Below are 21,962 nucleotides of genomic sequence, written 5' to 3' on the forward strand. Positions count from 1 at the left end.
CAAGCGCCATCATGGTGAATGAGGCGTTAACGACGTTTGTGAATCAGCCACTCAAATGGGTTTCCATCACCAGGTGCGTCCACTACCCTTCACAACTGGTAAATGATGGGCGCAGTGTCCTTCCGTAGCGAGAGAGCCAGAGGCGGCTCCCAATCGCGGCGAAGGCACGAGCGGGCGCCCATCAGCAGTGGCGTAGCGAGGCGGCAAGCATGACCCGGCAAAAAAAGCTCCAAGACCCGACCGAAGCCGCGATGTCGGCGATCGAGGAGGCGCTGCGGCTGGACCAGCCGAAAAGCGACGCCGAGACCGGCACGGCAGCCGAGCCCAAGCTGCCCATGACTGCTGACACCGATCTGAAGATCGAGCTTCCCCGCGTCGAAGCCGCTGCGCCCGTCCAGTCGCAGCCGGCTGCGCCTCCGCCGCAATCGACGCAGCGCCCGCTGATCGCGCCCGATACGAGCCGCGTCGCCAATGACGACCGGCGCGATTCGAGCTCGCTGGTCCAGGCCTTCTCCGCCCGCCCCTCCTTGCGTCCCTACTGGTTCGCTGCGCTCGCCTCGCTCGGCTGGCTCGGCGGCGCCTTCTTCCTGCTGGTCAGCCGCTACGGCACCCTCTCCAACGGCCTCTCCGAGCGTCTCACCGCCTTCGGCATCGGCGAGTGGACGCTGCTGGCGCTCTTCGCCGGCGCGCCCGTGATCTTCTTCTTCGTCCTGGCGGCGCTCTACCGCCGCACCCAGGAGATGCGCCTCGTCTCGCGCGCCATGACCGAAGTCGCCCTGCGGCTGGCCGAGCCCGAGATCGTCGGCGCCGATTCCATCCTCTCGCTCAGCCAGACCATCCGCCGCGAAGTCGCTGCGATGGGTGACGGCATCGAGCGCGCCGTCGCGCGCGCCGGCGAGCTGGAGACGATCGTGCGTGGCGAGATCGCGACGCTGGAACGCGCCTATGCCGATAACGAGATCCGGCTGCGCTCGCTGATCGACGAACTCGTGACGCAGCGCGAAGCGGTCGTCGGCAATGCCGAGCGTGTGAAATTCGCCATCAGCGGCGCCCATGAGAGCCTGTCGAAGGACCTCGACAACGCCAGCCGCGTCATCGCCGAGGCCGTCACCCAGGCCGGCGACAGGGTCACCGGCTCGCTCGGCGAAAAGGGCGACCAGATCACGCTGGCGCTGGGACGCGCCGGCGAACGCATGGTCGACGAGATCAGCGGCCGCGGCAACGACCTCGTCGAGCGCCTGCAGATCACCTCTGGCGAAGTCAGCGAGCGGCTGGCGGGAGCCAGCGACAACCTGTCGACGCTGCTCGACGGCCGTGCCCAGGAGATCGCGACCTCGCTGGAACGCACCGGCGCCATCCTCACCGAGGGCCTGACCACGGGCGCCAAGGACGTGACCCGCGCCATCAGCGAGACCGGCACGCAGGTCGTCGATTCGCTGGCCCAGCGCGCCGAGACCGTGAACGAGACGCTGCGCCTCACCGGCGAAGGCCTCGCCAAGGAAATCTCCACCCGCGGCGCAGATGTCGCCGAGCGTTTCGAAACCTCCAGCCGCGGCATGATCGCGCTGATCGAGGGGCAGAGCGAGGCGCTCGGCGCCAAGCTCGCGGAAACCGGCGAAACCTTGCGCGCCTCGCTCTCCGAGGAAGGCGAAAGCGTCACGACGCGCCTTGCCGAGGTCGGACGCGGCGTCCACGGCCTGCTCAGCCGCCAGAACGAGCATATCGCCTCGCGCCTGCTCGAGATCGGCGAGAGCGTGAACAGCCTGATCGGCACCCAGGGCGAGAGCCTGGTGACGCGCCTGAACGAGACGGCGCGGACGGTCGACGACGTGCTGCGCGAGCGCAGCGACGCCATCATCCTGCGCGTCGACGAGGCCGGAAAGTCGATCGGCGATACCGTCAGCCGCCATGGCCAGGACCTGACCTCGCGCATCACCGAGGTCGGCGCCTCGGTCCACGGGCTCTTCACCGAACAGGGCGGCAGCCTGGTGACGCGCCTGGCGGAAACCGGCGAGACTGTCCACGCGCTGCTCGACGGCCAGGCGGACAAGCTGGTCTCGCGCGTTTCGGGCGCCGGCAATGAGGCCGTCAGGCTGCTCGACGGCCATAGCGAGGCCCTGGTCTCGCGCGTTTCAGGCGCCGGCAATGAGGCCGTCAGGCTGCTCGATGGCCATAGCGAGACCTTGGTCTCGCGCGTCACCGGCGCGGGCCAGGAGGTGCAGGGGCTGCTCGCGGCTCAAAGCGAGACCCTGGTCTCGCGCGTCACCGGCGCAGGCCAGGAGGTGCACGGGCTGCTCGCGGCTCAAAGCGAAGCCCTGGTCTCGCTTGTGTCCGGCGCGGGCAAGGATGTCGTCGCGCTGATGAACGAGCAGAGCGACGCTCTCGTCACGCGCGTTTCCAACGCCGGCGGCGAGACCGTCAGGCTGCTCGACAGCCGCAGCGAGGCGCTCGTGTCGCGCGTTTCCGGGGCGGGACAGGACGTCGACAGCCTGCTCGAGGCGCGCACCCAGTCCCTGGTCTCGCGGCTCGGCCAGGCGACGCAGGACATCGACGTCCTCGTCGGCAAGCATGGCGACGCGCTGGTCGAGCGTCTCGGCCTGGCGGGCGAGCAGCTTCACGGCCTGATCGGCACGCAGAGCGCCGCCCTGATCTCCGGTCTGTCGGAGACGGGCTCGCGCGTCAGCGCCCTGCTCGACGAGCAGGCCGGCGCGATGACCGTCAAGGTTTCGCAGGCCGGCCTCGAGATCAAGGACCTGCTCGGCAATGAGAGCCAGGCCCTGGTGATGCGCATCACCGATGTCGGCCGCTCCGTGCACGGCGTGCTGGCCGAGCGCAGCAGCGCCCTGATCACCCGACTGGGCGAGACCGGCGATACCATGAACCGCCAGCTCGACGAGCAGGCGACGGCGCTGACCGAGCGGGTCAAGCAGGCGACCGACGGCGCCCGCGCCGCGCTCGACGAGCAGCAGAGCGGCTTCCTCACCCGGCTGGGCGAGACCGGCGATCAGGTCGGCGCGCTCCTGGGCGAGCAGCGCGAGGCCATGGTCCGCGATCTCGTCTCGACCGGCCGTGAGGTCCACGGCCTGCTCGGTGAGCAGAGCGAGGATCTGGCCCGCCGCATGACGGACGCCACCCGCGTCTTGACCGAGACCATCAATGTCGATGGCCGCCATGTCGCCGAGCGCGTCACCGAGGCCACGCAAACCCTGCGCGACACCTTCACCATCCATGCCGAGGACGCCCGGACCCTGCTCGCCGGCACCGGCCGCGAGATCGTGCTGGCTCTCACGCAGCAGGGCGGACGCGTCAACGAGGCGCTCTCCGCCAACGCCGAATCGATGCTGCGTTCGGTCGAGAGCCGCTCGCAAGCGCTCAACGAGGCGCTCGCCGGCAAGCATGACGCGCTGATCCAGCTCTTCGACGCGCAGGGCCGCGAGATCACGGACGGTCTCGGCGCACGGCTCGCCGCCTTCGAGGACATCGTGCTCAACCAGGGCGGCGCGCTTGCCTCCAGGCTCGCCGACAATGCCCGCGGCTTCACCGACACCGTGACGTCACGCCTTGCCCAGGTCGAACGCCTGCTCACCCATGAGGGCCAGGCGCTCGCCGACAAGGTCGGGGCGCGCTCCAGCGAGGCGTCCGAGATCCTGTCGGCGCGGACGAACGAGGCCGCCCAGGCGATGGAGCTCCAGATCCGGGTCTTCGAGGAACGCTCCAGCGCCAAGAGCGCCGAGATCGGGCAGTCGCTCGACGGGCTGATCGCGCGGATCGACGGCAATCTCGGTTCGCGGGCGACCGCGCTCAACGAGGCACTGGTCGAGCGCACCGTCGATATCGCACGCGTGCTCGCCGAAGGCGGCCGCGAAGTCACCCGCGCGCTTGCGGCCAAGGCCGACGAGATCGGCGAGGTCGTGACCTCCAAGAGCGAGTCGCTGACGCGCACGCTCAGCGACAAGGCCGATGCGATCAATGCGACGCTGGGCGGCCGCGCCCTGCAGATCGCCGATACGCTCGACCAGAGCGTGGCGCGCTTCGAGGAGCGGGTCGTCAACCGGCTCGATACGGTCTCGGGCACGCTCGACACCCGCAGCCGCGAATTCGCCGACACGCTGCAGAGCAAGTCGGACGCGATCTCGGCCGCGCTCGGTACCCGCGCCGACGAATTGCGCATCATGTTCGACGAGACCGGCGGCGGCATGCTCGGCGCGCTGAGCCAGCGCGGCGAGGCCATCGCCGGCGAAGTCGCCAATGTCGGCCAGACCGTGGTGCGCGCCATCGAGAGCCGCGGCACCTCGATCATCGAGGGGCTGCGCGATCGCGGCGCCGAGATCACGAGCGCGCTCGACGCCTCGTCCAGTGGCCTGCGCGAGACGCTGGAATCCGGCACGCGCCAGTCGGTCGACACGCTCGTCAGCACCAACGAACAGCTGCGCGACGAACTCGGCGGCATGCTGGGACGCCTCGGCGAGGCCAACAAGCTGATGCAGCAGATCGTGACCGGGGCGAACAAGAACCTCGGCGCCGTCGAAGGCAGCCTCTCGGCCCGCGTCGGCGAATTGCAGAGCGTCGTTGCCACGGTGATGGAGGAGACCGGGCGCGCGTCCGAGCAGGTCGCGGCCCAGGTCTCGGAGCTGAAGACCTTCTCCGAGGGTACGCTGCGGCAGACCACCGCGCTCGTCGGCCAGCTCGACGACAAGGGCGCCTCGCTGACCGAGGCGACCCAGGCGAGCGCAGCCGCGCTTCATGCCGTCGCGACACGGCTGGAGCAGGTCGAGGCCCGCGTCGGCAAGGCCCTCTCCGATCGCAAGGACACGCTGGAGGAGCTGCACGGGCTGATTGCTACCCGCACCGACGACGTGGAATCGATCACGCGCTCCTTCGCCGCCCTGATCGACGATTCGCTGAGCTCGGCCGAGGCGCGTGCGCGCCAGATCGGCGGCGTGCTGAGCGACTCGGCCGAAGCCACGACCACCGCGCTGACGCAGCAGTTCGAGCTGATCCGCGCCACGACCGGCAAGGAGCGCGAACGCACCGCCCATGCGCTGCGCTCGGCCTATGAGCAGGTCACCACCGAGGTCGGTGGCGAGCTCGCCAAGGTGACCGAACGCTTCCAGGGCGCGGCCCAGGACATGCGGTCCGTCACGGCCGACATCAAGCGCGAGCTGGAAGCGACGCGCGCCGAGCTCTCGCGCGGCGTGCTGGACCTGCCCCGCGAGACGCAGGAATCGACCGCCGCCATGCGCCGCGTCGTCTCCGAGCAGATCAAGGCGCTGAACGAGCTGACCGAGATCGTCACCAAATCGGGCCGGCGCAACGACGTCACCCTCCCCGCCGAGGCTCCAGCCCGTCGCGCCTCCCCCGCGCAGACCGTAACAGTGCCGGCCTATACGACCGTGACGCAGGCGCGCCTGCCCGCGGTCAGCGAGCCGCCGCAATTGCGGCCCTCGTTCGACGCGGCGCCCCAGCAGCCCGCCCGCACCGAAGCGCGGGTCGAGGCCCCCAAGCCGACACCGGCGCCGCCCCGCCCCGCCCCGGCCGAGGAGGCGCCGCGACGCGCCCCAGCACCGCAGCCGGAGGTCCAGCCGCCGGCAAAGGCGGGCTGGCTCTCCGACCTGCTCAACCGCGCCTCGCGCGAGGAGCAGCCCAGCGAGGCCAGCAAGCCGACCGCGCATTCGATCGAGAAGCTCGATTCGCTCTCCGTCGATATCGCCCGGATGATCGACCACGAAGCGGCCGTCGAGTTGTGGGACCGCTATAAGCGCGGCGAGCGCAACGTCTTCACGCGCCGGCTCTACACGCTGCAGGGCCAGCAGACCTTCGACGAGATCCGGCGCAAATACCGCCGCGACACCGAGTTCAAGGAGACGGTCGACCGTTACATCGACGAGTTCGAGCGCCTGCTCGGCGAGGCGGCCAAGGACGACCGCGACTCGATGGTGGCCAAGACCTACCTGACCTCCGAGACGGGCAAGGTCTACACGATGCTGGCCCATGCCAGCGGGCGCTTCGAGTAAGCGCGAGCGGACAGACGAAAACCAAAGGCCGCCCCGGGGGGCGGCCTTTTTCGTTTGAGCGCAGCGTCGCGTTCGCGGCCTATTGGACGAACTCGCTGGAGAACGGTCTCGTGTCAGTCAATCGCCGCAGCCTTCTGGCACTGCCCCTCGCCTATCTGACATTGCGAGGTTCTCCGCTTCGCGCCGTGCCGTTGCCCCATGTCGATGATTGGCCTGGAGGCGAGTGGGATCGGACAGCTCCCGAGCAAGCGGGGTGGGACACAGACATCCTGGCCCAGGCGCGGGCCTACTCACAGTCCATCGGCACGGCGAGCTTCATCGTGGTGCAGCATGGGCGCATCGTCGATAGCTGGGGCGATATCGGCCGCCGGCTGCAATTATATTCGGTGCGCAAGAGCCTTCTGAGCGCCCTGATCGGCATTGCCGTGTCGGAGGGCAAGATCGAGCTCGATGCAACGCTCGGCTCGCTTGGCATCGATGATGTTCCGCCCGCTCTCACCGAGGCCGAGAAACAGGCGACGGTTCGACAGTTGCTGCAGTCCCGGTCGGGCATCTATCGCCCCGCCCTCGTCGAGATGCCGAGCCAGGTCGCGCGCCGGCCCGTTCGGGGAAGCCATCCACCGGGCACGTTCTGGTACTACAACAACTGGGACTTCAATGTTCTCGGAACGATCTACGAACGCGCTGTCGGCGCGTCGATCTTCGAGATGTTCCAGCAACGCATCGGCAATCCCATCGGCATGCGGGATTATCGGCCGCGCGACGGTCATTACGTCAGGGGCGACGTCTCGCTGCATCCCGCCTACCCGTTACATATGAGCGCGCGGGATCTGGCGCGGTTCGGCCTGCTCTATCTGCGTTCCGGGCGCTGGCGCGACAGGGCCCTGGTCTCACCATCATGGGTCCAGGAGAGCACGACCGCCTCGTCGGAAACCTATCTTCGGTCCGGCTACGGCTATATGTGGTGGACCGGTTTCCCTGACCGGCGCGTCGCAATCATGAACCTGTCTCCCGGCGGCTTCTGGGCCGATGGGAACTATGGACAGTTCATCATCATCGACCCCGTGAACGACTTGGTCGTTGTTCACCAAACCGATACCGCCAAGGTCAATGAGCGGCAGATGGGCCATTTGATGTGGCTGCTTTTGAACGCAGCGCACGCCGGTGATCCGGGACGCGACCCCAACGCGACGATGCGCCGGTAGAGTCCTGACCTGCTCGCGGCTCACCGCGCCCAGCCCACGATCTCGATCAGCACCTGCGACAGCGCCCTGTCGAGCGCCTGCGCGGCCGTGCCGCCATCTCCGGCGCTCGCCGGCACGCGAGCCGTGAACAGGCGTGCGCGCTGGACCTTGCCGGACCAAACGCCGCGCTCAGCTATCCGGCTGACTCGCAAATGCGAGGTTGGCGGGCTCGAAGCACATCAGCCGCTTCCATTCATGCAAACCGGACGAGCCATGTTCCATGGCGCCGTACATGTACCAGCGCAGGCCCTGGACTTCGAGAGCTTGCCGATCCATCAGCCAGCGAGCCACCTCGAGGAACAGAAGTTTCATGGCTCCGGCTTGCAGATAGTCGCCGTGGCACATGAGTTCGTGCGTGCGGCACATGTCGCCTACGCGTCTCAGCGCGAGATATGCGACCAGCCTCGGACCAGCCGATTCCTGGACGAAGGCGCCCCATGCCAAGGTCCAATGCGAGGGGCAGGCCGGCGCCGCGGGAGCGTCCCGCGTGTCGACGAGCTTGGACCTGACGCCGAACCAGGCGGACAGGACCGGCCCACCGGATCGAAAACGCTTCGACCCGGAGATGGCCGCCATGCTCGCCGCATAGCTTTCCAGTTGAATGGGCGCGCAGCTGATGCCGAGGCGGGCCGCTTTCCTGGCTGCCCTGGCGATATTGCCATGGGAGCGCTTCGAGACGGCGCGCATATAGGCGTCCGATGTCGGATAGCGGGCCATGTCCAGCAGCATCGCGGTCGGCACGAACCGGCGCCTGAAACCCGATCGAGGCGCGTTGCGTTGGTGGAATCGACGCGCATCGGCAATCAAAAGGCCGCACAAAGGATGTTCGCAGCGATGGGGCGCTTCGGGCTGCAGATGTGCGATGGACAACACGTCGTCCGGTGTCAGATCGAAATCCCGCAGGCGCGTCTTCCGGGCCGCAGATTGCCAGGGCTGGAGCAAGTTGTGCAGCCGGCTCGTCAAAAATTTCGCAAGCATCATGGCGAGCGCGCCGATATCCTCGAAGAATTGATAAGCGGCCTCCTAGAGTATTTCCGCGTTTCTCCGAATCGCGGAAATACTCTATCTCCTTGTTTTATCGCATTTTCTTCACACGAACCGGTGTCCACTTCGCTCGAAAACGTTCTAACGCCAATTGCCGCAAATCCGCGATGGCACAAAGCGCATGGATCGAATCAACTCAGCATGGCGGACCCGCTGCTGGGCGTGGAGTCACCGCGCCCAGCGCACGATCTCGATCAGTACCTGCGACAGCGCCCGGTCGAGCGCCTGCGCCGCTGCGCCGCCATCGCCCGCGGCAGCCGGCACACGGGCCGTGAACAGGCGCGCGCGCTGGACCTTGCCGGAGCGGTCGCCCACCAGCTTGGCGGTGATCTCGACGACGGCAGCCCCGCTCGCGGTGTCGATGTTGAAGCTGCGGATGTCGGTGTTGAGCTGGGCGTCGGGCACGATGCGCTCGCCGGGACGCGCGACGGAACCGAGGCGATTGCCGTTCTCGAAGGTCTGGATGAGGCGTGTCTGCACCAGCTTGGGCACGCTGTCGGCCCATTGCGCGCCGCCGAGAAAGGAGAGCGCGCCGGAGGAGTCCTTGACGATGACACGGTCGGAATCCAGCGCCTGCACCGTCGTCGGCTGGGCGACGACGAGGGATACGCGCGAGCCACCGATGCGACCGAAATCGCGCGGTGCCGAGAGATCATAGGTCGTCGGCGCGGACCCACCGCCGCAGCCGGCCAGCATCAGCATGGCGGCGAGCAGCGTGGTCGGGACGGCTAGGCGCGCAGGCGGGATCGACATCGTCATGAGGCTAGCGCGACCCACCATATTGAGGAAGCGGCGGCTTGCCGCCGAAGATGAATTGCTGCGGATTGCGCTCGATATTGCGCAGCGTCCGGTTGAGATCGGTCAGCGTGCGCTTGCCGTCGCTGGCGAGGGACTCGATGTCGCGCAGGCCCGGACCGGTGAAGCGGCTGATGCCGGTGGTGATCTCGGCGGTGCGCTTGTCGAGATTGTCGGCCAGGACGCGGATCGCCCGGGCCGCTTCGCCGACATCGGTGAAGGCGCTCTTGCCATCCGGCCCGGCGGCCGTGTTCAGGAAGGATTGCGCGCCCTTGAGCACGCCCTCGACCTGATCGGCGGCCTTGTTCAGCTTTTCGGTGATCGAGGCGACCTCCTTGACCGCCTTGCCGACATCCTCGCTGGAACCGCCCAGCGCCGCGGTGAACTTGTCGACATTGTCGACGATGTTGGTGACCTTCTTCTGGTCGACCGAGCGCACGATCTGGGTAAGCTCCTCGCTCAGCGTGCCGAGCTTCTGGGCAAGCGGCGAGATCGTCTCGGCGATCTGGCCAAAGCTCTTCATCAGCTTGTCGACGCCATCGGAATTGTCCCCGAGCGCAGCCGAGAAGCGCTCGACATTCCTGACGGTGTTGCTGATCGAGCCGGCATTGTCCTTGACCAGTCCCTCGACGCTGCCGAGCACCTCGTCGGCGCGCTTGGCGATAGTGCGGACGGTCTCGAGGATGTCCTGGAATTCCGAGCGCTCGGCGATGATGGTCGGCAATTGCTGGCCGGGCTGCGCCTGCAGGACAGGCGAGTTCGGCTCGCCGCCGAGCAACTGAACCGCGACGACGCCGGCAAGGCCCTGCGCCTCGATGCGCGCGCGGGTGTCGACGCGCAGCGGCGTCGTGTTGTCGACCTGGATCACCGCATAGATGCGGCGCGGGTCATCCGGCAGCAATTCGATTCGCGTCACCTCGCCGACCCGCAGACCGTTGAAGAGCACGCTGGAGCCGCGCCCGAGCCCGGTCACGGTGCCGCTGAAAATGACGCGCACGTCCTGCCGCCGGCCGGCGCCGCCGCTGTTGAACCAGTAGATGAAGCCGAACGCCGCTGCGAGGACCGCAAGCGTGAACAGCCCGACCAGCGCGTAATTTGCCCGCGATTCCATTGTCTAGCGCTTCATCCCTGCATACCCGCCGGCAGACGCGCCCTCGCCCGCTCACCACCGAAATAGGCCTTCACCCAAGGGTGATCCGACGCCAGCATGGTCGCAAGCGTACCGACCGCGACGACCCGTTTGTCCGCGAGCGCCGCGATTCTGTCGCAAGCGGAATAGAGGCTGTCGAGATCGTGGGTTACCATGAAGACGGTCAGCCCCAAAGTCTGCTTCAGCGTCACGATCAGCTCGTCGAACTCGGCGGCGCCGATCGGATCGAGCCCCGATGTCGGCTCGTCCAAGAAGACGATCTCCGGATCGAGCGCCAGCGCTCGGGCCAGCGCCGCGCGCTTGATCATGCCGCCGGAGAGCTCGGACGGCGCCTTGTCGGCGGCGTCGGGCTTCAGGCCGACGAGATCGAGCTTCACCATCGCCAGCTCGTCGAGCAGGGCCGGCGACAGCTTGAGATATTCGCGCATCGGCACCTGGATGTTCTGCTTGACGCTCAAGGCCGAGAACAAGGCGCCATGCTGGAACATCACGCCGAAGCGGCGCTCCAGTGCGCGGCGCTGCACCAGGTCGAGCTCATCGACATCGTCCCCCAGCACCTCGATCGTGCCGCGGGACTTGCGCACCAGGCCCAGGATGGTGCGCGTCAGGACCGACTTGCCCTGACCCGACCCGCCGACGAAGCCCAGGATCTCGCCGCGCATCACGTCGAGGTCGAGACCGTCCATGATCACCTTGTCGCCGAAGGCGACCTTGAGATCACGCACGCGGATAGCCTCCGGAGCCTGCATTTCTGTCCCGCCGTCGGGCGTCGCGTCCCTTGCGCGCACCCGCTCGCCTGGCTCGGCCGATTGCTCGCTGATGGGCGATTTCATGGCCGGGTTACGATCCTCAAAACGCGATAGATGCAAAAAACATGGCGAAGAGACCGTCGACGACGATGACCATGAAGATCGCCTTCACCACCGAGGCCGTGACCTGCCGGCCGAGCGACTCGGCCGAGCCCTGGACCGCCAAGCCCTCGATCGAAGCGATCAGACCGATGACGAAGGCCATGAAAGGGGCCTTGATGAGGCCGACCGCGAAATGCTTCCAGGTGATGACCGATTGCAGCCGGGCCAGGAAGGTGTCGATGCCGATGCCGCCATAGAGCCAGGTGACGAGCGCCGCGCCGGTCAAACCCGACATCGACGAGAGGAAGGTCAGGATCGGCAGCGAGATGATCAGCGCCAGGATGCGCGGCACGACGAGGACTTCGATCGGATCGAGCCCCATCACGCGCAACGCATCGATCTCCTCGCGCATCTTCATCGAGCCGATCTCGGCGGTGAAGGCCGAGCCCGAGCGACCGGCGATCATGATCGAGGTCAGCAGCACGGAGAGTTCGCGCAGGATCAGGATGCCAGTCAGGTTCACGACGAAGACGGTTGCGCCGAATTGCTGGAGCTGGAAAATGCCCTGCTGGGCGACGATGCAGCCGACCAAGAACGAGATCAGCATGATGATCGGCGCGCCGTTGAAGGCGATCAGCTCGATCTGGTTGACCAGCGAGGGTCCGCGGAACTTGCGCGGACCGAGCACGACGCCGACCGAGCCGACCACGACCTCGCCGAGGAACATCGCACCACCGACCATGTCGCGCCCGAAGCTGACGACCGCCGCGCCGATGTCAACCAATACGCTGACGACGCCGAAATGGCCGGGATGCGCCGGCACCTCGTGATCCCTGACCGCCACCTCGGCGAGCAAAATCCCGTGTTCGGGCCGGTCGCTGACGATGTCGACGGCCGCGCCCTTGGCCTCCTGCTGCAGTTTCAGCCGGTTGAGGACATAGGCGCCCATCGTATCGAGCCGCGTCACGGCCGAGAGATCGAGCCGGGACGACGCGCCCTTGGCGATGCGTCCGTCGATCTCCGCGATCAGCGCCTCGACCCGCGGCGCGCGGTCGGCGCTCCACGAGCCCGCGAGCGCGACGGCAAGCGTGCCGGCATCGTCGCGGAAGACGGCTTGCGGTTCGGCGGTATCGAGGCTCGCCATGGCTTTAAGTCAAACCCTTCGCCGGAGCGGTCTCGCGACCTGCCCGCAGCGCCCGTCCGGTCGATCTTGTTGTGCCCCTGCTGCCTGTATCGCCGGGCGGATTGCGCTTTGCAAGCAGGAGCAGAACGAGACCGACAAGCGCCAGCGGAACCATGGCGAGAAACGCCAGCGAACCATGGCGCTGGTAGAGATAGCCCGACAGAATCGTCATCGCGGCGCTGACCAGTGCGCGCAGCGCCACGAGCCTGCCCTGGGCGGCAGCGCGCCGCCCCTCGGGCGCCAATGCGGAGAGGACCGCCAGCGCGCCGAGATGAGCGCAACCGAAGGTCAGGCCATGCAGCAATTGCAGCAGCAGCGTGACGCCGAGCCCGGGATCGAGCGCCATGACGCCGAAGCGGATGATGGCGGCGACAGCACCCGCCGCGATCCAGGCGAAGCCGGCCGCGCCCCGCGCGACGATGCCGCCGGCGAACAGGAACAACCCCACCTCCGCCACGACGCTCACGGCCCAGAGGCCGCCGATGACGGTGTCGCTGAAACCGAGGCTGCGCCAGTGCAGCGAGCCGAAGGCGTAGAGCGCGGCATGCGTCGCGTTCACGCAGGCGATGGCGACCAGCGCCAGATGGAAGGCCGCACTGAAGCCAACCGGAGCGGGGCTCGCCTCTTGTGCCGGCCTGGCGCGCGCCGGCGGCGCGGGGGCAGCCAGCGCGGCAAGCGCCGCCAGGCCCGTGCTCGCCGCCAAAGCGAGCGGAATGATGCCGGCTCCAAGGCGGGCGATCAGGTAGCCGCCGAGCAGGTTCGCCGCGAAAAAACTGACCGACCCCCATAGCCTGACGCGGCCATAGTCGATCGCGGCGCCCGCCCTGATCTGCGCCGTCGTCAGCACATCGGCCAAAGGCACGACGCCGGAGATCGCGGCGGCGTTAAGCGCCATGGTCAGGCCGATCAGCCAGATGCCATGCGCCGGCAGCAAGGCGAGATAGAGCAGCGCCGCCAGCCCGTTGAGCGCGGCCAGCAGCAGAACCGGCGGCAGGCGGCTGTCGGCGAGCCCGGTGACCCATGACGTAGCGACGACGCGCATCAGGATCGGAATCGTCAGGACGACGCTGATGGCGACGTCGCCGAGCCCTCTGGAGGCAAGCCAGATCGGAAAGAATGGCACGTAGATGCCGACGCCGAGGAAATTCAGCGCATGCATCAGCGACAGTCGCGGCCCGACCCCACCCTGCGGAAGCAGCGCCATTTTCAAGCCCGATCGCATGGCGCCGGCAGCACTTCCTTAAGCAATACGGGAGCACGGTTGGAGATGGTGCATTTCGACTGACGAATGGCGATTCGGCCAGTCCTTCACGAGCAGGTTGGTCATGGTTGAGGCGCGTTCGCTGACGCCGCTGAGCGAAACCGACTATGAAGCCATCGCCGCCGCCGTCATGGAGACGGCGCGCGGGCGCTGGTTCATGGCCGAATTCGCCAAACGCAACCGCCAGGCCGATACAGCCCAGCTGCTCACCGCCATCGGCCGGATCGAGCGCGTCGTCGGCGTCGGTGCCCAGCCCGCGCCGCCCGAGCCCAGCCTGCGTGAGGCTGCCGCGCTGATCACCGATCTCAGGCTCGACCTCGAACGGATCAGCGGGCGCAGCCAGGAGCCGTCATCTGGCCTGGCGGCGCGCATCGAGAGCGCCTCCGGCAGCATCGCCGCCGCGGTCGAAAGCGTGCAGGAGGCGGCCTGGGGCCTGCGCGAGGCCGGCGCCGACGAGGCCCTCTGCGACATGCTCGACCGGCGCGCCACCGAGATCAACGCAGCGACCGCCAGCATCGACGGCACGGCCCAGCAGATCGGCAAGATCGCCGATACGATCGCGATGCTCGACAGCAGCCTGCGGGCGTTCTGCGAGGGCGCGCAGGGCGAAGGCGACGCCGAGCCGGTCCAGCCGGCGCACGGGCTCAGCCTGCGCGAAGCGGCGCCGCTCAGCGCCTATGACGACATCGAGATCATCGAGATCGACGAGATTCCGACTTCGGTCGTGTCTGCGCCGCGCAAGGTCTCCGCGCGGCCGACGAGCGAGTTCAAGCACCAGGTGAGCCCGCTCGTTCACGACGATGTTGATTTCGAATATATCGACGTACCCGGCGAGGCGCCGCCTCCCGCTCCCGCCGCCCCGCCCGCCACCTCGGAAGCCGATCTGCGCGACATCGACGCGCTGCGCGCCGACAGGAAGCTCGCCTACTTCGCCTAAACCGCTCCCGCGGCGACATAGCTCGCCATCTTGCCGGGGTTGAGCAGGCCGAGCGGATCGACCTCGTGCTTGAAGCCGAGTTGGTCGGCATCGGCACGCTTGTGGCGGCTGCCGGCCTCGAGCGAGACCACATGCGGATTGGCGATCATCACGCCCGCCTTCTCATGCAGGGCAATGATCTCGTTCAGGCGTTCGGGCGTCGAATAGCGCAGGATCGGCAAGGCGCTCGCGGTCATCCGCCCGCCGAAGCGGATGAATTCGTGATGCGCCAGAACTTCGTCGGGGAAACGCGCGATCATCTCAGCCGCGCTCTCGAGCAGCCGGTCATGCGGGAACATGCATTGCAGATAGGTGATCGAGCGGTCGCCCTTCAGCCATTGCAGCGTGGTGTGGTTCCACGTGTATTCGTAAAGCGGGACCGTGCCCGGCCCCTCCTCCGAGGGCGCCTCATAGGTCACCTCACCGCGCTGGCCGATGATCGCCTTGAACGGCCCGAGCGAGGCTTCGGCGATCATGCAGATCAGGATGCTCTTACCCTGCGGGCAATGCTGCTTCAGCGCGCCGAATGTCGCCGGGATCGGCCATGAGATCGGCGTGACCAGCTTCTTGACCACGCCGTCGGCGAGCGCGACCGCGTAGCCTGCCTGGAAGGCTTCCATGTAGTCGTCGAAGGCGACGATGACGTCGATCCAGGGCCAGGCCGGAGCCAGCGGCATTTCCAGCGCGGTGATGATGCCGGTCGTGCCATAGGCGCGATTGACCTTCTGGGCCGCGTCGTCGCGCAATTCGAGGATGCGCGGCTCCTCCTCCATCGTGACGATGCGCGCCGCCAGGATGTTGCCGGGCTCGCGCAGGCCGCCATAGGTGACCGAGCCGACGCCGCCCGAACCGCCGGCGACGAAGCCGCCGATCGTGGCCGAGCGCTTGGTCGAGGGGTGCATGCGCAGTTCGAAACCCGCCTCGCGCGTCGCCATGTCGATGTCGAGCAGGCGCGAGCCGGCGGCGACCCTGACCACGCCCGGCTTCTGCCAGGCGATACCGCTCAGCGCCGTGATGTCGAGCAGCACGCCGCCTTCGAGCGGCACGGCCTGGCCGTAATTGCCGGTGCCCGCCGCGCGGACCGTCAGCGGGATGCGCCGCTTCACGCAAGCCGCGGCGACCCGCACCACCTCGTCTTCATCGCGCGGGCAGGCGATGATGTCGGCGGATTTGTCGGCCAGCTCCGTGTTCAGGATCGGCGAATACCAGAAGAAGTCGCGCGAGCGCTTGCGCACCACCTGCGGCTCGTCGATCAGCGGGATGCCGTCGAGATCGGCCTTCAGCCCGGCAATGTCGTAGCGCGAGGGCTGCGGCGGCTTGTGCTTTCTTTCGATGTCCAAGCTCATATCGTACCCGTTGCAGCTGCGGGGCTTCAATTTTCCCGTTTCAACGCGCTCTCATGCCAGCGCCGCAGCAGGAGATGCGAGATCCAGCTCGTCGCGAGGAAGATCGCTATCCCCGACAGCGAGATCATGATCAGGGCGGCAAAAACGCGCGGGATCTTGAGCTGATAGCCCGCCTCCAGGATGCGGTAGGCCAGGCCAGACGAGCTGCCGCCCGTGCCGGCGACGAATTCGGCGACGACCGCCCCGATCAGCGCGAGCCCCCCCGAAATCTTCAGCCCGGCGAGGAAATAGGGCAAGGCAGCCGGCAATTTGAGATGGCGCAGCGTCTGCCAGCGCGTCGCACCATAGAGCTGGAACAGGTTGATCAGGTTGTGATCGGCCGAATTCAGCCCGAGGATGGTGTTCGACAGGATCGGGAAGAAGGCGACGATCCAGGCGCAGATCAAGAGCGAGAGGTTGATGTCTCCGGCCCAGATGATGATCAGCGGCGCGATCGCCACGATCGGCGTCACCTGCAGGATCACCGCATAGGGCAGGAGCGACATCTCCAGCCATTTCGACTGGGTGAACAGCACGGCGAGTGCAACACCGACGATGACGGCCGCCGCCAGCGCCATGAAGGTGATGCGCAGCGTGATCCAAAGCGAGCCCGAGAGCGTGCCCCAGTCGGCGATCAGCGTCTGGCCGACCAAGAGCGGCCCGGGCAGGACATAGGGCGGAATCTCCTTCCAGCGGACCAGGAACTCCCACAGGCCGAGCGCCAGGACACCGATGACGAGCGGCGCCAGGATGCGCGGCCAGGCGCTGGCGGGCAGGCCGAGGATGCGGGGCTCCGTCGCGAAGACAGGACGGGCTTCAGCGTCGGTGCCGTCATGGGCGGGGGGCGGCAGGGCTGTCTCGAAGGATGGCGCGCTCATGAGCCGATCGCCTCCTTGAGCTTGCCGGAGACGACACGGCAGAGATGGGCGTATTCCGGCGAGGTGCGGAAGAGATCGTCGCGCGGATAGGGCGCATCGACATCGAGATCGGCCATCACGCGGCCGGGACGCGCCGCCATCACCACGATGCGCTTGGAGAGATAGACCGACTCGAAGACCGAATGCGTGACGAAGACGGCGGTGAACTTCTCCTTCCACCAGAGTTCGAGCAGATCGTCATTGAGGCGGTGGCGGGTGATCTCGTCGAGCGCCGCGAAAGGCTCGTCCATCAGCAGGATCTTTGGCCGCAGCACGAGCCCGCGCGCGATCGAGACGCGCATCCTCATGCCGCCGGAGAGTTCGCGCGGATAGGATTTCTCAAAACCCTTGAGCCCGACCAGCGCCAGCATCTCGGCGGCGCGCCCTTGCGCCTCGCTTTTGCGGACACCCTTCAGCGTCAACGGCATCATGACGTTGGCGAGCGCGGTCGCCCAGGGCATCAAGGTCGGGTCCTGGAAGACGAAACCGAGATCGCGCTCAGGCTCGCCTGAAGCGTCATGGCTGGTCGTCGGCCATTCGATCGTGCCGGTCGAGGGCGCGCCCAGCCCGGCGATCATGCGCAGCAGGGTCGATTTCCCGCAGCCGGAGGGGCCGAGCAGGCTGACGAACTCGCCGGCGCCCAGATGCAGGTTGACGTCGCGCACGGCGAGCGTGCCGTTGGCGAACTGTTTCGAGACATGGCGCACGCAGACGAGCGGCTTGGCGTCGCTGCTGCGGACTGCGTGGGGTGTGCTCAGATAGGCTGTGTCCAAAGCCTGATGATCCGTTGATTGGCGCCCCGCTTTGTCATTCCGGGGCAAGCCATCGGCTTGAACCCGGAACCCACGACTGGGCGAGTGCTGTTCATTGTGCCCGACCGGGGCCTCACCCGGTCGTGGGTTCCAGGTTCAAGCCAATGGCTTGCCCCGGAATGACAAGCTACTACGCCTTGCCCACGCCCTTGTTCACGAACTCCAGGCTGTAGGCCTTCTTGATATCGACGCCGGCCGGGAAGACGCCCGCCTCCGTCATCGTCTTGTAGAAGCTGCCCCAGCGCGCATCGGTCATGGCGCCGATGCCCAGCGTCAGCGCGTCGCCGGAGAGCACGATGCCCTTCTCGTTCATGACCTTGACGGCGTAGTCGATCTTCTCCTGATCCATGTCGGGATTGTCCTTCAGGATCTGGGCGTTGGCGGCGGCCGCGCTCGGCCCGGCCTTCATATACTCGGCCCAGCCCTCCAGCGAGGCGGTGACGAAGCGCTGGACCAGGTCCTTCTTCTCCGCGACCATCTTCTGCGAGATGTTGATCGTGGTGTTGTAGTTCTCGAAGCCGGCATCGGCGATGAGATGCACCACCGGGTTCACGCCGCCCTTCTGGATGGCGAAGGGCTCGGACGACAGAAAGCCCTGCTGCGAGATGGTCTTGTCGGCCAGGAAGGGCGCCATGTTGAAGGTGTAGGGCCTGATCTGCTCGTCGGTGTAGCCGAACTTCGCCTTCAGAAAGGGCCAGTAGCTGGTGCGCCCGGCAGCGCCGACCAGGATCGGCTTGCCCTTCAGCGCAGCCAGCGAGTCATTGCCCTGGCCGGGATGCGAGATCAGGACCTGCGGGTCCTTCTGGAAGATCGAGGCGATGCAGAGGAATGGGATGTTCTCCTGGGCGTAGCGGATCGCCTCGAAGGAGTTCGACATGATCATGTCGACGCGGCCGCCGAGCAGGAGCTGCGAAGGGTTTTGCTGCGGCCCGCCGGGGCGGATATCGGCGTCGATGCCGTATTTCTTGTAGATGCCGTTGGTGACCGCGAGATAGAAGCCGCCATGCTCGGCCTGGGCGCGCCAATTGGTCTGGTAGGAGACCTTGTCGAGCGTCTGGGCGCTGACCTTGCTGCCGGGCACCGGCACCAGGACGGAGGCGGCCGAGCCGCCGATGAGGCCCAACGCCGCGCGCCGGTTGATGCGATACTTCATCATCATGCTGGAGACCTCCTGGATAAGGCTTTTGCGCAATTGCGCCGTGATCGCGGGCCAGCAACATACATGCCATGCAGCACCGCTGGCAGGAAATGCGGCATGACGCTCTTGCGCACAGAGAACGTGCAATTGCCCAGGCCGCAAGCAGAAACACCGCGCGACCCATGGATGCAGGCAGCAGGCTTCCCCAGCGGGCGGTTCCGGCTAGGCTGGCACAATGCGCTCCGAACATGCCGTCTCCGATACGCTGCTCGCGGTGCTCCGGCGGGCGCCCCTCGAAAACGTCGTTCTTCTGAAATTTCTGCTCGCCTCCCCGGAGGCCGCGAGCGTGCATCAGATCGTCAGAGGCGATGATGCGGCGACACTGCTGCTGCTCGACCACCGCTTCAGCGATTTCGATCGCGAGACCTATCCGGCAGCCAGAGCTTCGGCCCTCATCGCCAGCAGCCGCCCTGAACTCACGGAGGAACTGCTGGCTTTCGTGCCACGGCGAGAGACCCTGGTCTTCAAGCTGGCGAACGAGGCCGATCGTTTGATCGTCGCGGAGGAATTTCCCCTGGAACGGCGCACCGCCTTCCTGTCCTACACCGCAACAATCATGACCCCGCTCGATGCGGGGGCAGACATCGAGACGACCACCGCCGAGACGCCGTTCGAGATATTGGCGGCGCAAGGCCACAGCGCGGAGTGGCTGGGCCCTCTCATCGAGAGCGGACGCGCCTTCATCAGCGTGCTCAGGGACGGCCCCAGGCCGCTATCGGCCTGTTTTGCCTTCCAGATCGACGGCCGGGTCTGGGAGGTCGGAGGCGTCTACACGCAGCCGCAAGAGCGCGGCAAAGGCCTGGCCTATCGCGTCGTCCACACGGCGCTGGCCGAATTGCAGCGTCGCGGCCATCTTGCCCGCTATCAGGTTGCCGAAGAGAACACGGCTTCCATCCGGCTGGCAGAGTCCCTAGGCATGAGGCGCTACCTCACCCTGACCCACTACCTCAGCGCGCCGGACATGCCATGATCAGCCCTGCCATGACCAGCCCTGCCCTTGCCGCGCTTCGCGCTGAACTCGCCGATCTGACCATTTATGACGACGCGCCGAGCTTGCGCATGCATAGCCGCGACTTCTTCTGGTTCTCGCCGGTGCTGAAGCCCGATCTCGAGGGCAAGCAGGCCGAGCTGATCATCCTGCCGCGCGACAAGGCGGAGGTCGCCCGCATCGCCTCGGCCTGTGCGCGCCATCGCGTGCCGTTGACGGTGCGCGGTGGCGGCACCGGCAATTACGGCCAGGCTGTGCCGCTGGAAGGCGGCGTGGTGATGAACCTGACCCGGCTCAACCGTGTCGTCTCGACCACGCTCGGCGCCGGCCGCTTCGAGGCCGGAGCCAATCTGCTCGACATCGACAAGGCACTCTGGCCGCTCGGACAGGAGTTGCGCATGCATCCCTCGACGCGGGCGCAGGCGACACTGGGCGGCTTCGTCGCGGGCGGCGCGGCCGGCGCCGGTTCCTGCACATGGGGCCAGATCGACAATCTCGGCGCGGTGATCGCGCTCGAAGTCATGACGGTCGAGCCGGAACCGCGCCTGATCGAGTTGCGCGGCAAGGAGATCCTCAAGGTGATGCACGCCTATGGCGTCAACGGCATCATCACCGAGGTCGAAGTGCCGCTCGCACCGGCCCATGCCTGGGCCGAGCGGATCGCGACCTTCGACAGCTTGAAAGCCGCCGCCGCCTTCGGCCAGGCCTTCACCGAATGCGACGGCATCGCCAAGAAGCTCGTCAGCATCCACGCCCCCGCCATCGCGCCCTATCTCAAGCGCCTCGGGCCTTATCTCGGCGAGAACAAGGCCTTCGCCATCCTGATGGTGTCGGAGCCGCAGGGCGACGAGCTCGACCGGCTGATCGCCGAGATGGGCGGCACCGTGACCTTTTCGCGCGGGGCGGAGGCTGCAAGGGCTGCCGCCTTCGGCGAGCATCGGGAGAAAGGCGCGCCTGGCCCGCTCTACGAATACACCTGGAACCACACCACGCTGCACGCGCTCAAGCTCGATCCGACGATCACCTATCTGCAGCTTCGCTTTCCGCCCGGCCGCAATCTCGAGCTATTGGATTGGGCGGAAGAGCAGTTCCGCGACGATGTGATCTTCCACATCGAGTTCCAGCGCCGGCAGGGCAAGGTCTATCATTCCAGCCTGCCGCTGGTGCGCTTCAGCACGGCGGAGCGCCTGCACGAGATCATGCGCCAGGCCGAGGAGGCCGGCATCCAGGCCTCGAACCCGCATACATGGGTTTTGAACAATGCCGGCTGGAAACGCACCGACGCGCCGCAGCCGGAATTCAAGCGCCTCGCCGACCCCTATGGCCTGATGAATCCGGGCAAGCTGCTGGGCTGGGAAGCCAAAGCCTCGGAAGCGGCCAAAGCCTCGGAAGCGGCAGAGTGACAGCGCGGCTCAGCCGCAGATCACCTTGCGCAAATCCGTGAAGATGCGCCTGGCATAGTCCGCCGGGGGCTCGGCGCCGGCATGATCGAGCCAGAGATCGCTCGCGACCCGCAGCGCCCCGATCGTCACCATGGCGACGAGCCGCGCCGGCAACGGATCGCTACCTTGGGCCGTGCGCTCTTGGGCCGAGCGTTCGGTCAGGGCCGCTGCCAGCACACGTTCCAGCTTCTCGTATTTGACCTGATCATAGGCGCGCAGCGCCGGCGTCTCCTTCACCAGCCGGGAGAGGGCGATCGCCTCCTCGCGCTCATAGCCGCTGATGCTGGCGATCAGCGCCCGCTCCGCCGCCAGCAGCAGCGGCTCGCTTTGAGGGCGCTGCGCCAGCGCAGCCACAAGCCCATCGCCGAATGCATCCTTCCAGGCGAAGACGACCTCCTCCTTGGATGCGAAATAGTGGAAGAAGCTGCGGCGCGACATCTCGGCCGCTGCGGCGATGTCGTCCAGCGTCGTCGCCTCGAAGCCCTTCTCCAGGAACAGCGCCATGGCTGCTGCCGTCAGCCTTTCGCGGGTCTGGAGCTTCTTGCGCTCGCGCAGTCCTGGCTTGGGCGCGCTGGGCAAGGCCGCGTCGCGCGATTGATCAGGCATCGGAAAACTCTTTAATTTCATCTCTTGCAATTTTGCACTTGATGCAAATATTTGCATCCAAGTTAGCATCCGCCAGCGCTCCCGCCATCCCACGCC

General features: G+C 66.8%; 16 protein-coding genes. 5 read left to right on the forward strand and 11 right to left on the reverse strand.

Annotated features, from left to right (window positions below):
- Window positions 1-209 precede the first annotated feature (209 nt).
- Window positions 210-6,014, forward strand: a complete 5,805-nt coding sequence (locus ACSQ3P_RS28040; RefSeq protein ID WP_436168733.1) for a hypothetical protein — start codon at window positions 210-212, stop codon at window positions 6,012-6,014.
- 110 nt (window positions 6,015-6,124) lie between these two features.
- Window positions 6,125-7,219 (forward strand): serine hydrolase domain-containing protein, encoded by a 1,095-nt coding sequence (locus ACSQ3P_RS28045; RefSeq protein WP_436168734.1) that lies wholly within the window; start codon window positions 6,125-6,127, stop codon window positions 7,217-7,219.
- A 168-nt stretch (window positions 7,220-7,387) separates the two neighbouring features.
- Here ACSQ3P_RS28045 and ACSQ3P_RS28050 read toward each other — a convergent pair whose 3' ends face one another.
- From ACSQ3P_RS28050 to ACSQ3P_RS28075, 6 genes are all read right to left on the reverse strand, one after another.
- Window positions 7,388-8,239, reverse strand: coding sequence for a hypothetical protein (locus ACSQ3P_RS28050; protein WP_436168735.1), 852 nt, complete (start codon window positions 8,237-8,239; stop codon window positions 7,388-7,390).
- A gap of 231 nt (window positions 8,240-8,470) precedes the next feature.
- On the reverse strand, window positions 8,471-9,061 hold the full coding sequence (locus ACSQ3P_RS28055) for an ABC-type transport auxiliary lipoprotein family protein (RefSeq protein ID WP_436168736.1): 591 nt from the start codon (window positions 9,059-9,061) through the stop codon (window positions 8,471-8,473).
- Window positions 9,062-9,065: 4 nt separating this feature from the next.
- Entirely contained in the window at window positions 9,066-10,208 is a 1,143-nt protein-coding gene (locus ACSQ3P_RS28060; RefSeq protein WP_436168737.1) for an MlaD family protein, read from the reverse strand.
- Window positions 10,209-10,219: 11 nt separating this feature from the next.
- Window positions 10,220-10,996 carry an ABC transporter ATP-binding protein gene (locus ACSQ3P_RS28065; RefSeq protein WP_436168812.1) on the reverse strand — a complete coding sequence of 259 codons (777 nt, stop codon included), beginning with the start codon at window positions 10,994-10,996 and terminating at the stop codon, window positions 10,220-10,222.
- Between the two features lie 100 nt (window positions 10,997-11,096).
- On the reverse strand, window positions 11,097-12,242 hold the full coding sequence (locus ACSQ3P_RS28070; protein WP_436168738.1) for an ABC transporter permease: 1,146 nt from the start codon (window positions 12,240-12,242) through the stop codon (window positions 11,097-11,099).
- Window positions 12,243-12,246: 4 nt separating this feature from the next.
- Window positions 12,247-13,485: an MFS transporter gene (locus tag ACSQ3P_RS28075; RefSeq protein WP_436168739.1), complete on the reverse strand. Its 1,239-nt coding sequence runs from the start codon at window positions 13,483-13,485 to the stop codon at window positions 12,247-12,249.
- Between the two features lie 121 nt (window positions 13,486-13,606).
- Between ACSQ3P_RS28075 and ACSQ3P_RS28080 the strand changes: the two genes are divergently transcribed.
- A complete protein-coding gene (locus tag ACSQ3P_RS28080; RefSeq protein ID WP_436168740.1) occupies window positions 13,607-14,479 on the forward strand; it encodes a hypothetical protein in 873 nt (290 codons plus the stop codon).
- Here ACSQ3P_RS28080 and ACSQ3P_RS28085 read toward each other — a convergent pair.
- The 4 genes from ACSQ3P_RS28085 to ACSQ3P_RS28100 all read right to left on the reverse strand — a co-directional run bounded on the left by ACSQ3P_RS28085 (window position 14,476) and on the right by ACSQ3P_RS28100 (window position 18,791).
- Window positions 14,476-15,858, reverse strand: coding sequence for an FAD-binding oxidoreductase (locus ACSQ3P_RS28085; RefSeq protein WP_436168741.1), 1,383 nt, complete (start codon window positions 15,856-15,858; stop codon window positions 14,476-14,478). The two genes, ACSQ3P_RS28080 and ACSQ3P_RS28085, sit on opposite strands and share 4 nt — an antisense overlap.
- Window positions 15,859-15,890: 32 nt before the next feature.
- The gene (locus ACSQ3P_RS28090; RefSeq protein WP_436168742.1) at window positions 15,891-16,781 is read right to left on the reverse strand and encodes an ABC transporter permease; all 891 of its coding nucleotides are present in this window, start codon (window positions 16,779-16,781) and stop codon (window positions 15,891-15,893) included.
- Window positions 16,778-17,593: an ABC transporter ATP-binding protein gene (locus ACSQ3P_RS28095; RefSeq protein ID WP_069690364.1), complete on the reverse strand. Its 816-nt coding sequence runs from the start codon at window positions 17,591-17,593 to the stop codon at window positions 16,778-16,780. Before ACSQ3P_RS28095 ends, ACSQ3P_RS28090 begins: the two co-directional genes overlap by 4 nt.
- A 169-nt stretch (window positions 17,594-17,762) precedes the next feature.
- Window positions 17,763-18,791 (reverse strand): ABC transporter substrate-binding protein, encoded by a 1,029-nt coding sequence (locus ACSQ3P_RS28100; protein WP_436168743.1) that lies wholly within the window; start codon window positions 18,789-18,791, stop codon window positions 17,763-17,765.
- 253 nt (window positions 18,792-19,044) lie between these two features.
- Here ACSQ3P_RS28100 and ACSQ3P_RS28105 point away from each other — a divergent pair, with 253 nt between their 5' ends.
- Together ACSQ3P_RS28105 and ACSQ3P_RS28110 are read left to right on the forward strand one after the other, a co-directional pair.
- The gene (locus ACSQ3P_RS28105) at window positions 19,045-19,800 is read left to right on the forward strand and encodes a GNAT family N-acetyltransferase (RefSeq protein ID WP_436168744.1); all 756 of its coding nucleotides are present in this window, start codon (window positions 19,045-19,047) and stop codon (window positions 19,798-19,800) included.
- An 11-nt stretch (window positions 19,801-19,811) separates the two neighbouring features.
- On the forward strand, window positions 19,812-21,221 hold the full coding sequence (locus ACSQ3P_RS28110; protein ID WP_436168745.1) for an FAD-binding oxidoreductase: 1,410 nt from the start codon (window positions 19,812-19,814) through the stop codon (window positions 21,219-21,221).
- Window positions 21,222-21,230: 9 nt separating this feature from the next.
- On the opposite strand, the gene ACSQ3P_RS28115 is transcribed toward ACSQ3P_RS28110, so the two are convergent.
- Window positions 21,231-21,866, reverse strand: coding sequence for a TetR/AcrR family transcriptional regulator (locus tag ACSQ3P_RS28115; RefSeq protein WP_436168746.1), 636 nt, complete (start codon window positions 21,864-21,866; stop codon window positions 21,231-21,233).
- Window positions 21,867-21,962 lie beyond the last annotated feature (96 nt).

Source organism: Allobosea sp. LjRoot9 (assembly GCF_964252745.1).
GTDB lineage: Bacteria > Pseudomonadota > Alphaproteobacteria > Rhizobiales > Beijerinckiaceae > Allobosea.

What these genes read in the sequence shown, in the direction of transcription:
- ACSQ3P_RS28065 (WP_436168812.1), bottom strand. Translation starts at nt 10,996, where the DNA reads ATGCAGGCTCCGGAGGCTATCCGCGTGCGTGATCTCAAGGTCGCCTTC.
- ACSQ3P_RS28055 (WP_436168736.1), bottom strand. Translation starts at nt 9,061, where the DNA reads ATGACGATGTCGATCCCGCCTGCGCGCCTAGCCGTCCCGACCACGCTG.
- ACSQ3P_RS28110 (WP_436168745.1), top strand. Translation starts at nt 19,812, where the DNA reads ATGACCAGCCCTGCCCTTGCCGCGCTTCGCGCTGAACTCGCCGATCTG.
- ACSQ3P_RS28100 (WP_436168743.1), bottom strand. Translation starts at nt 18,791, where the DNA reads ATGATGATGAAGTATCGCATCAACCGGCGCGCGGCGTTGGGCCTCATC.
- ACSQ3P_RS28080 (WP_436168740.1), top strand. Translation starts at nt 13,607, where the DNA reads ATGGTTGAGGCGCGTTCGCTGACGCCGCTGAGCGAAACCGACTATGAA.
- ACSQ3P_RS28040 (WP_436168733.1), top strand. Translation starts at nt 210, where the DNA reads ATGACCCGGCAAAAAAAGCTCCAAGACCCGACCGAAGCCGCGATGTCG.
- ACSQ3P_RS28115 (WP_436168746.1), bottom strand. Translation starts at nt 21,866, where the DNA reads ATGCCTGATCAATCGCGCGACGCGGCCTTGCCCAGCGCGCCCAAGCCA.
- ACSQ3P_RS28090 (WP_436168742.1), bottom strand. Translation starts at nt 16,781, where the DNA reads ATGAGCGCGCCATCCTTCGAGACAGCCCTGCCGCCCCCCGCCCATGAC.
- ACSQ3P_RS28075 (WP_436168739.1), bottom strand. Translation starts at nt 13,485, where the DNA reads ATGGCGCTGCTTCCGCAGGGTGGGGTCGGGCCGCGACTGTCGCTGATG.
- ACSQ3P_RS28070 (WP_436168738.1), bottom strand. Translation starts at nt 12,242, where the DNA reads ATGGCGAGCCTCGATACCGCCGAACCGCAAGCCGTCTTCCGCGACGAT.
- ACSQ3P_RS28060 (WP_436168737.1), bottom strand. Translation starts at nt 10,208, where the DNA reads ATGGAATCGCGGGCAAATTACGCGCTGGTCGGGCTGTTCACGCTTGCG.
- ACSQ3P_RS28050 (WP_436168735.1), bottom strand. Translation starts at nt 8,239, where the DNA reads ATGATGCTTGCGAAATTTTTGACGAGCCGGCTGCACAACTTGCTCCAG.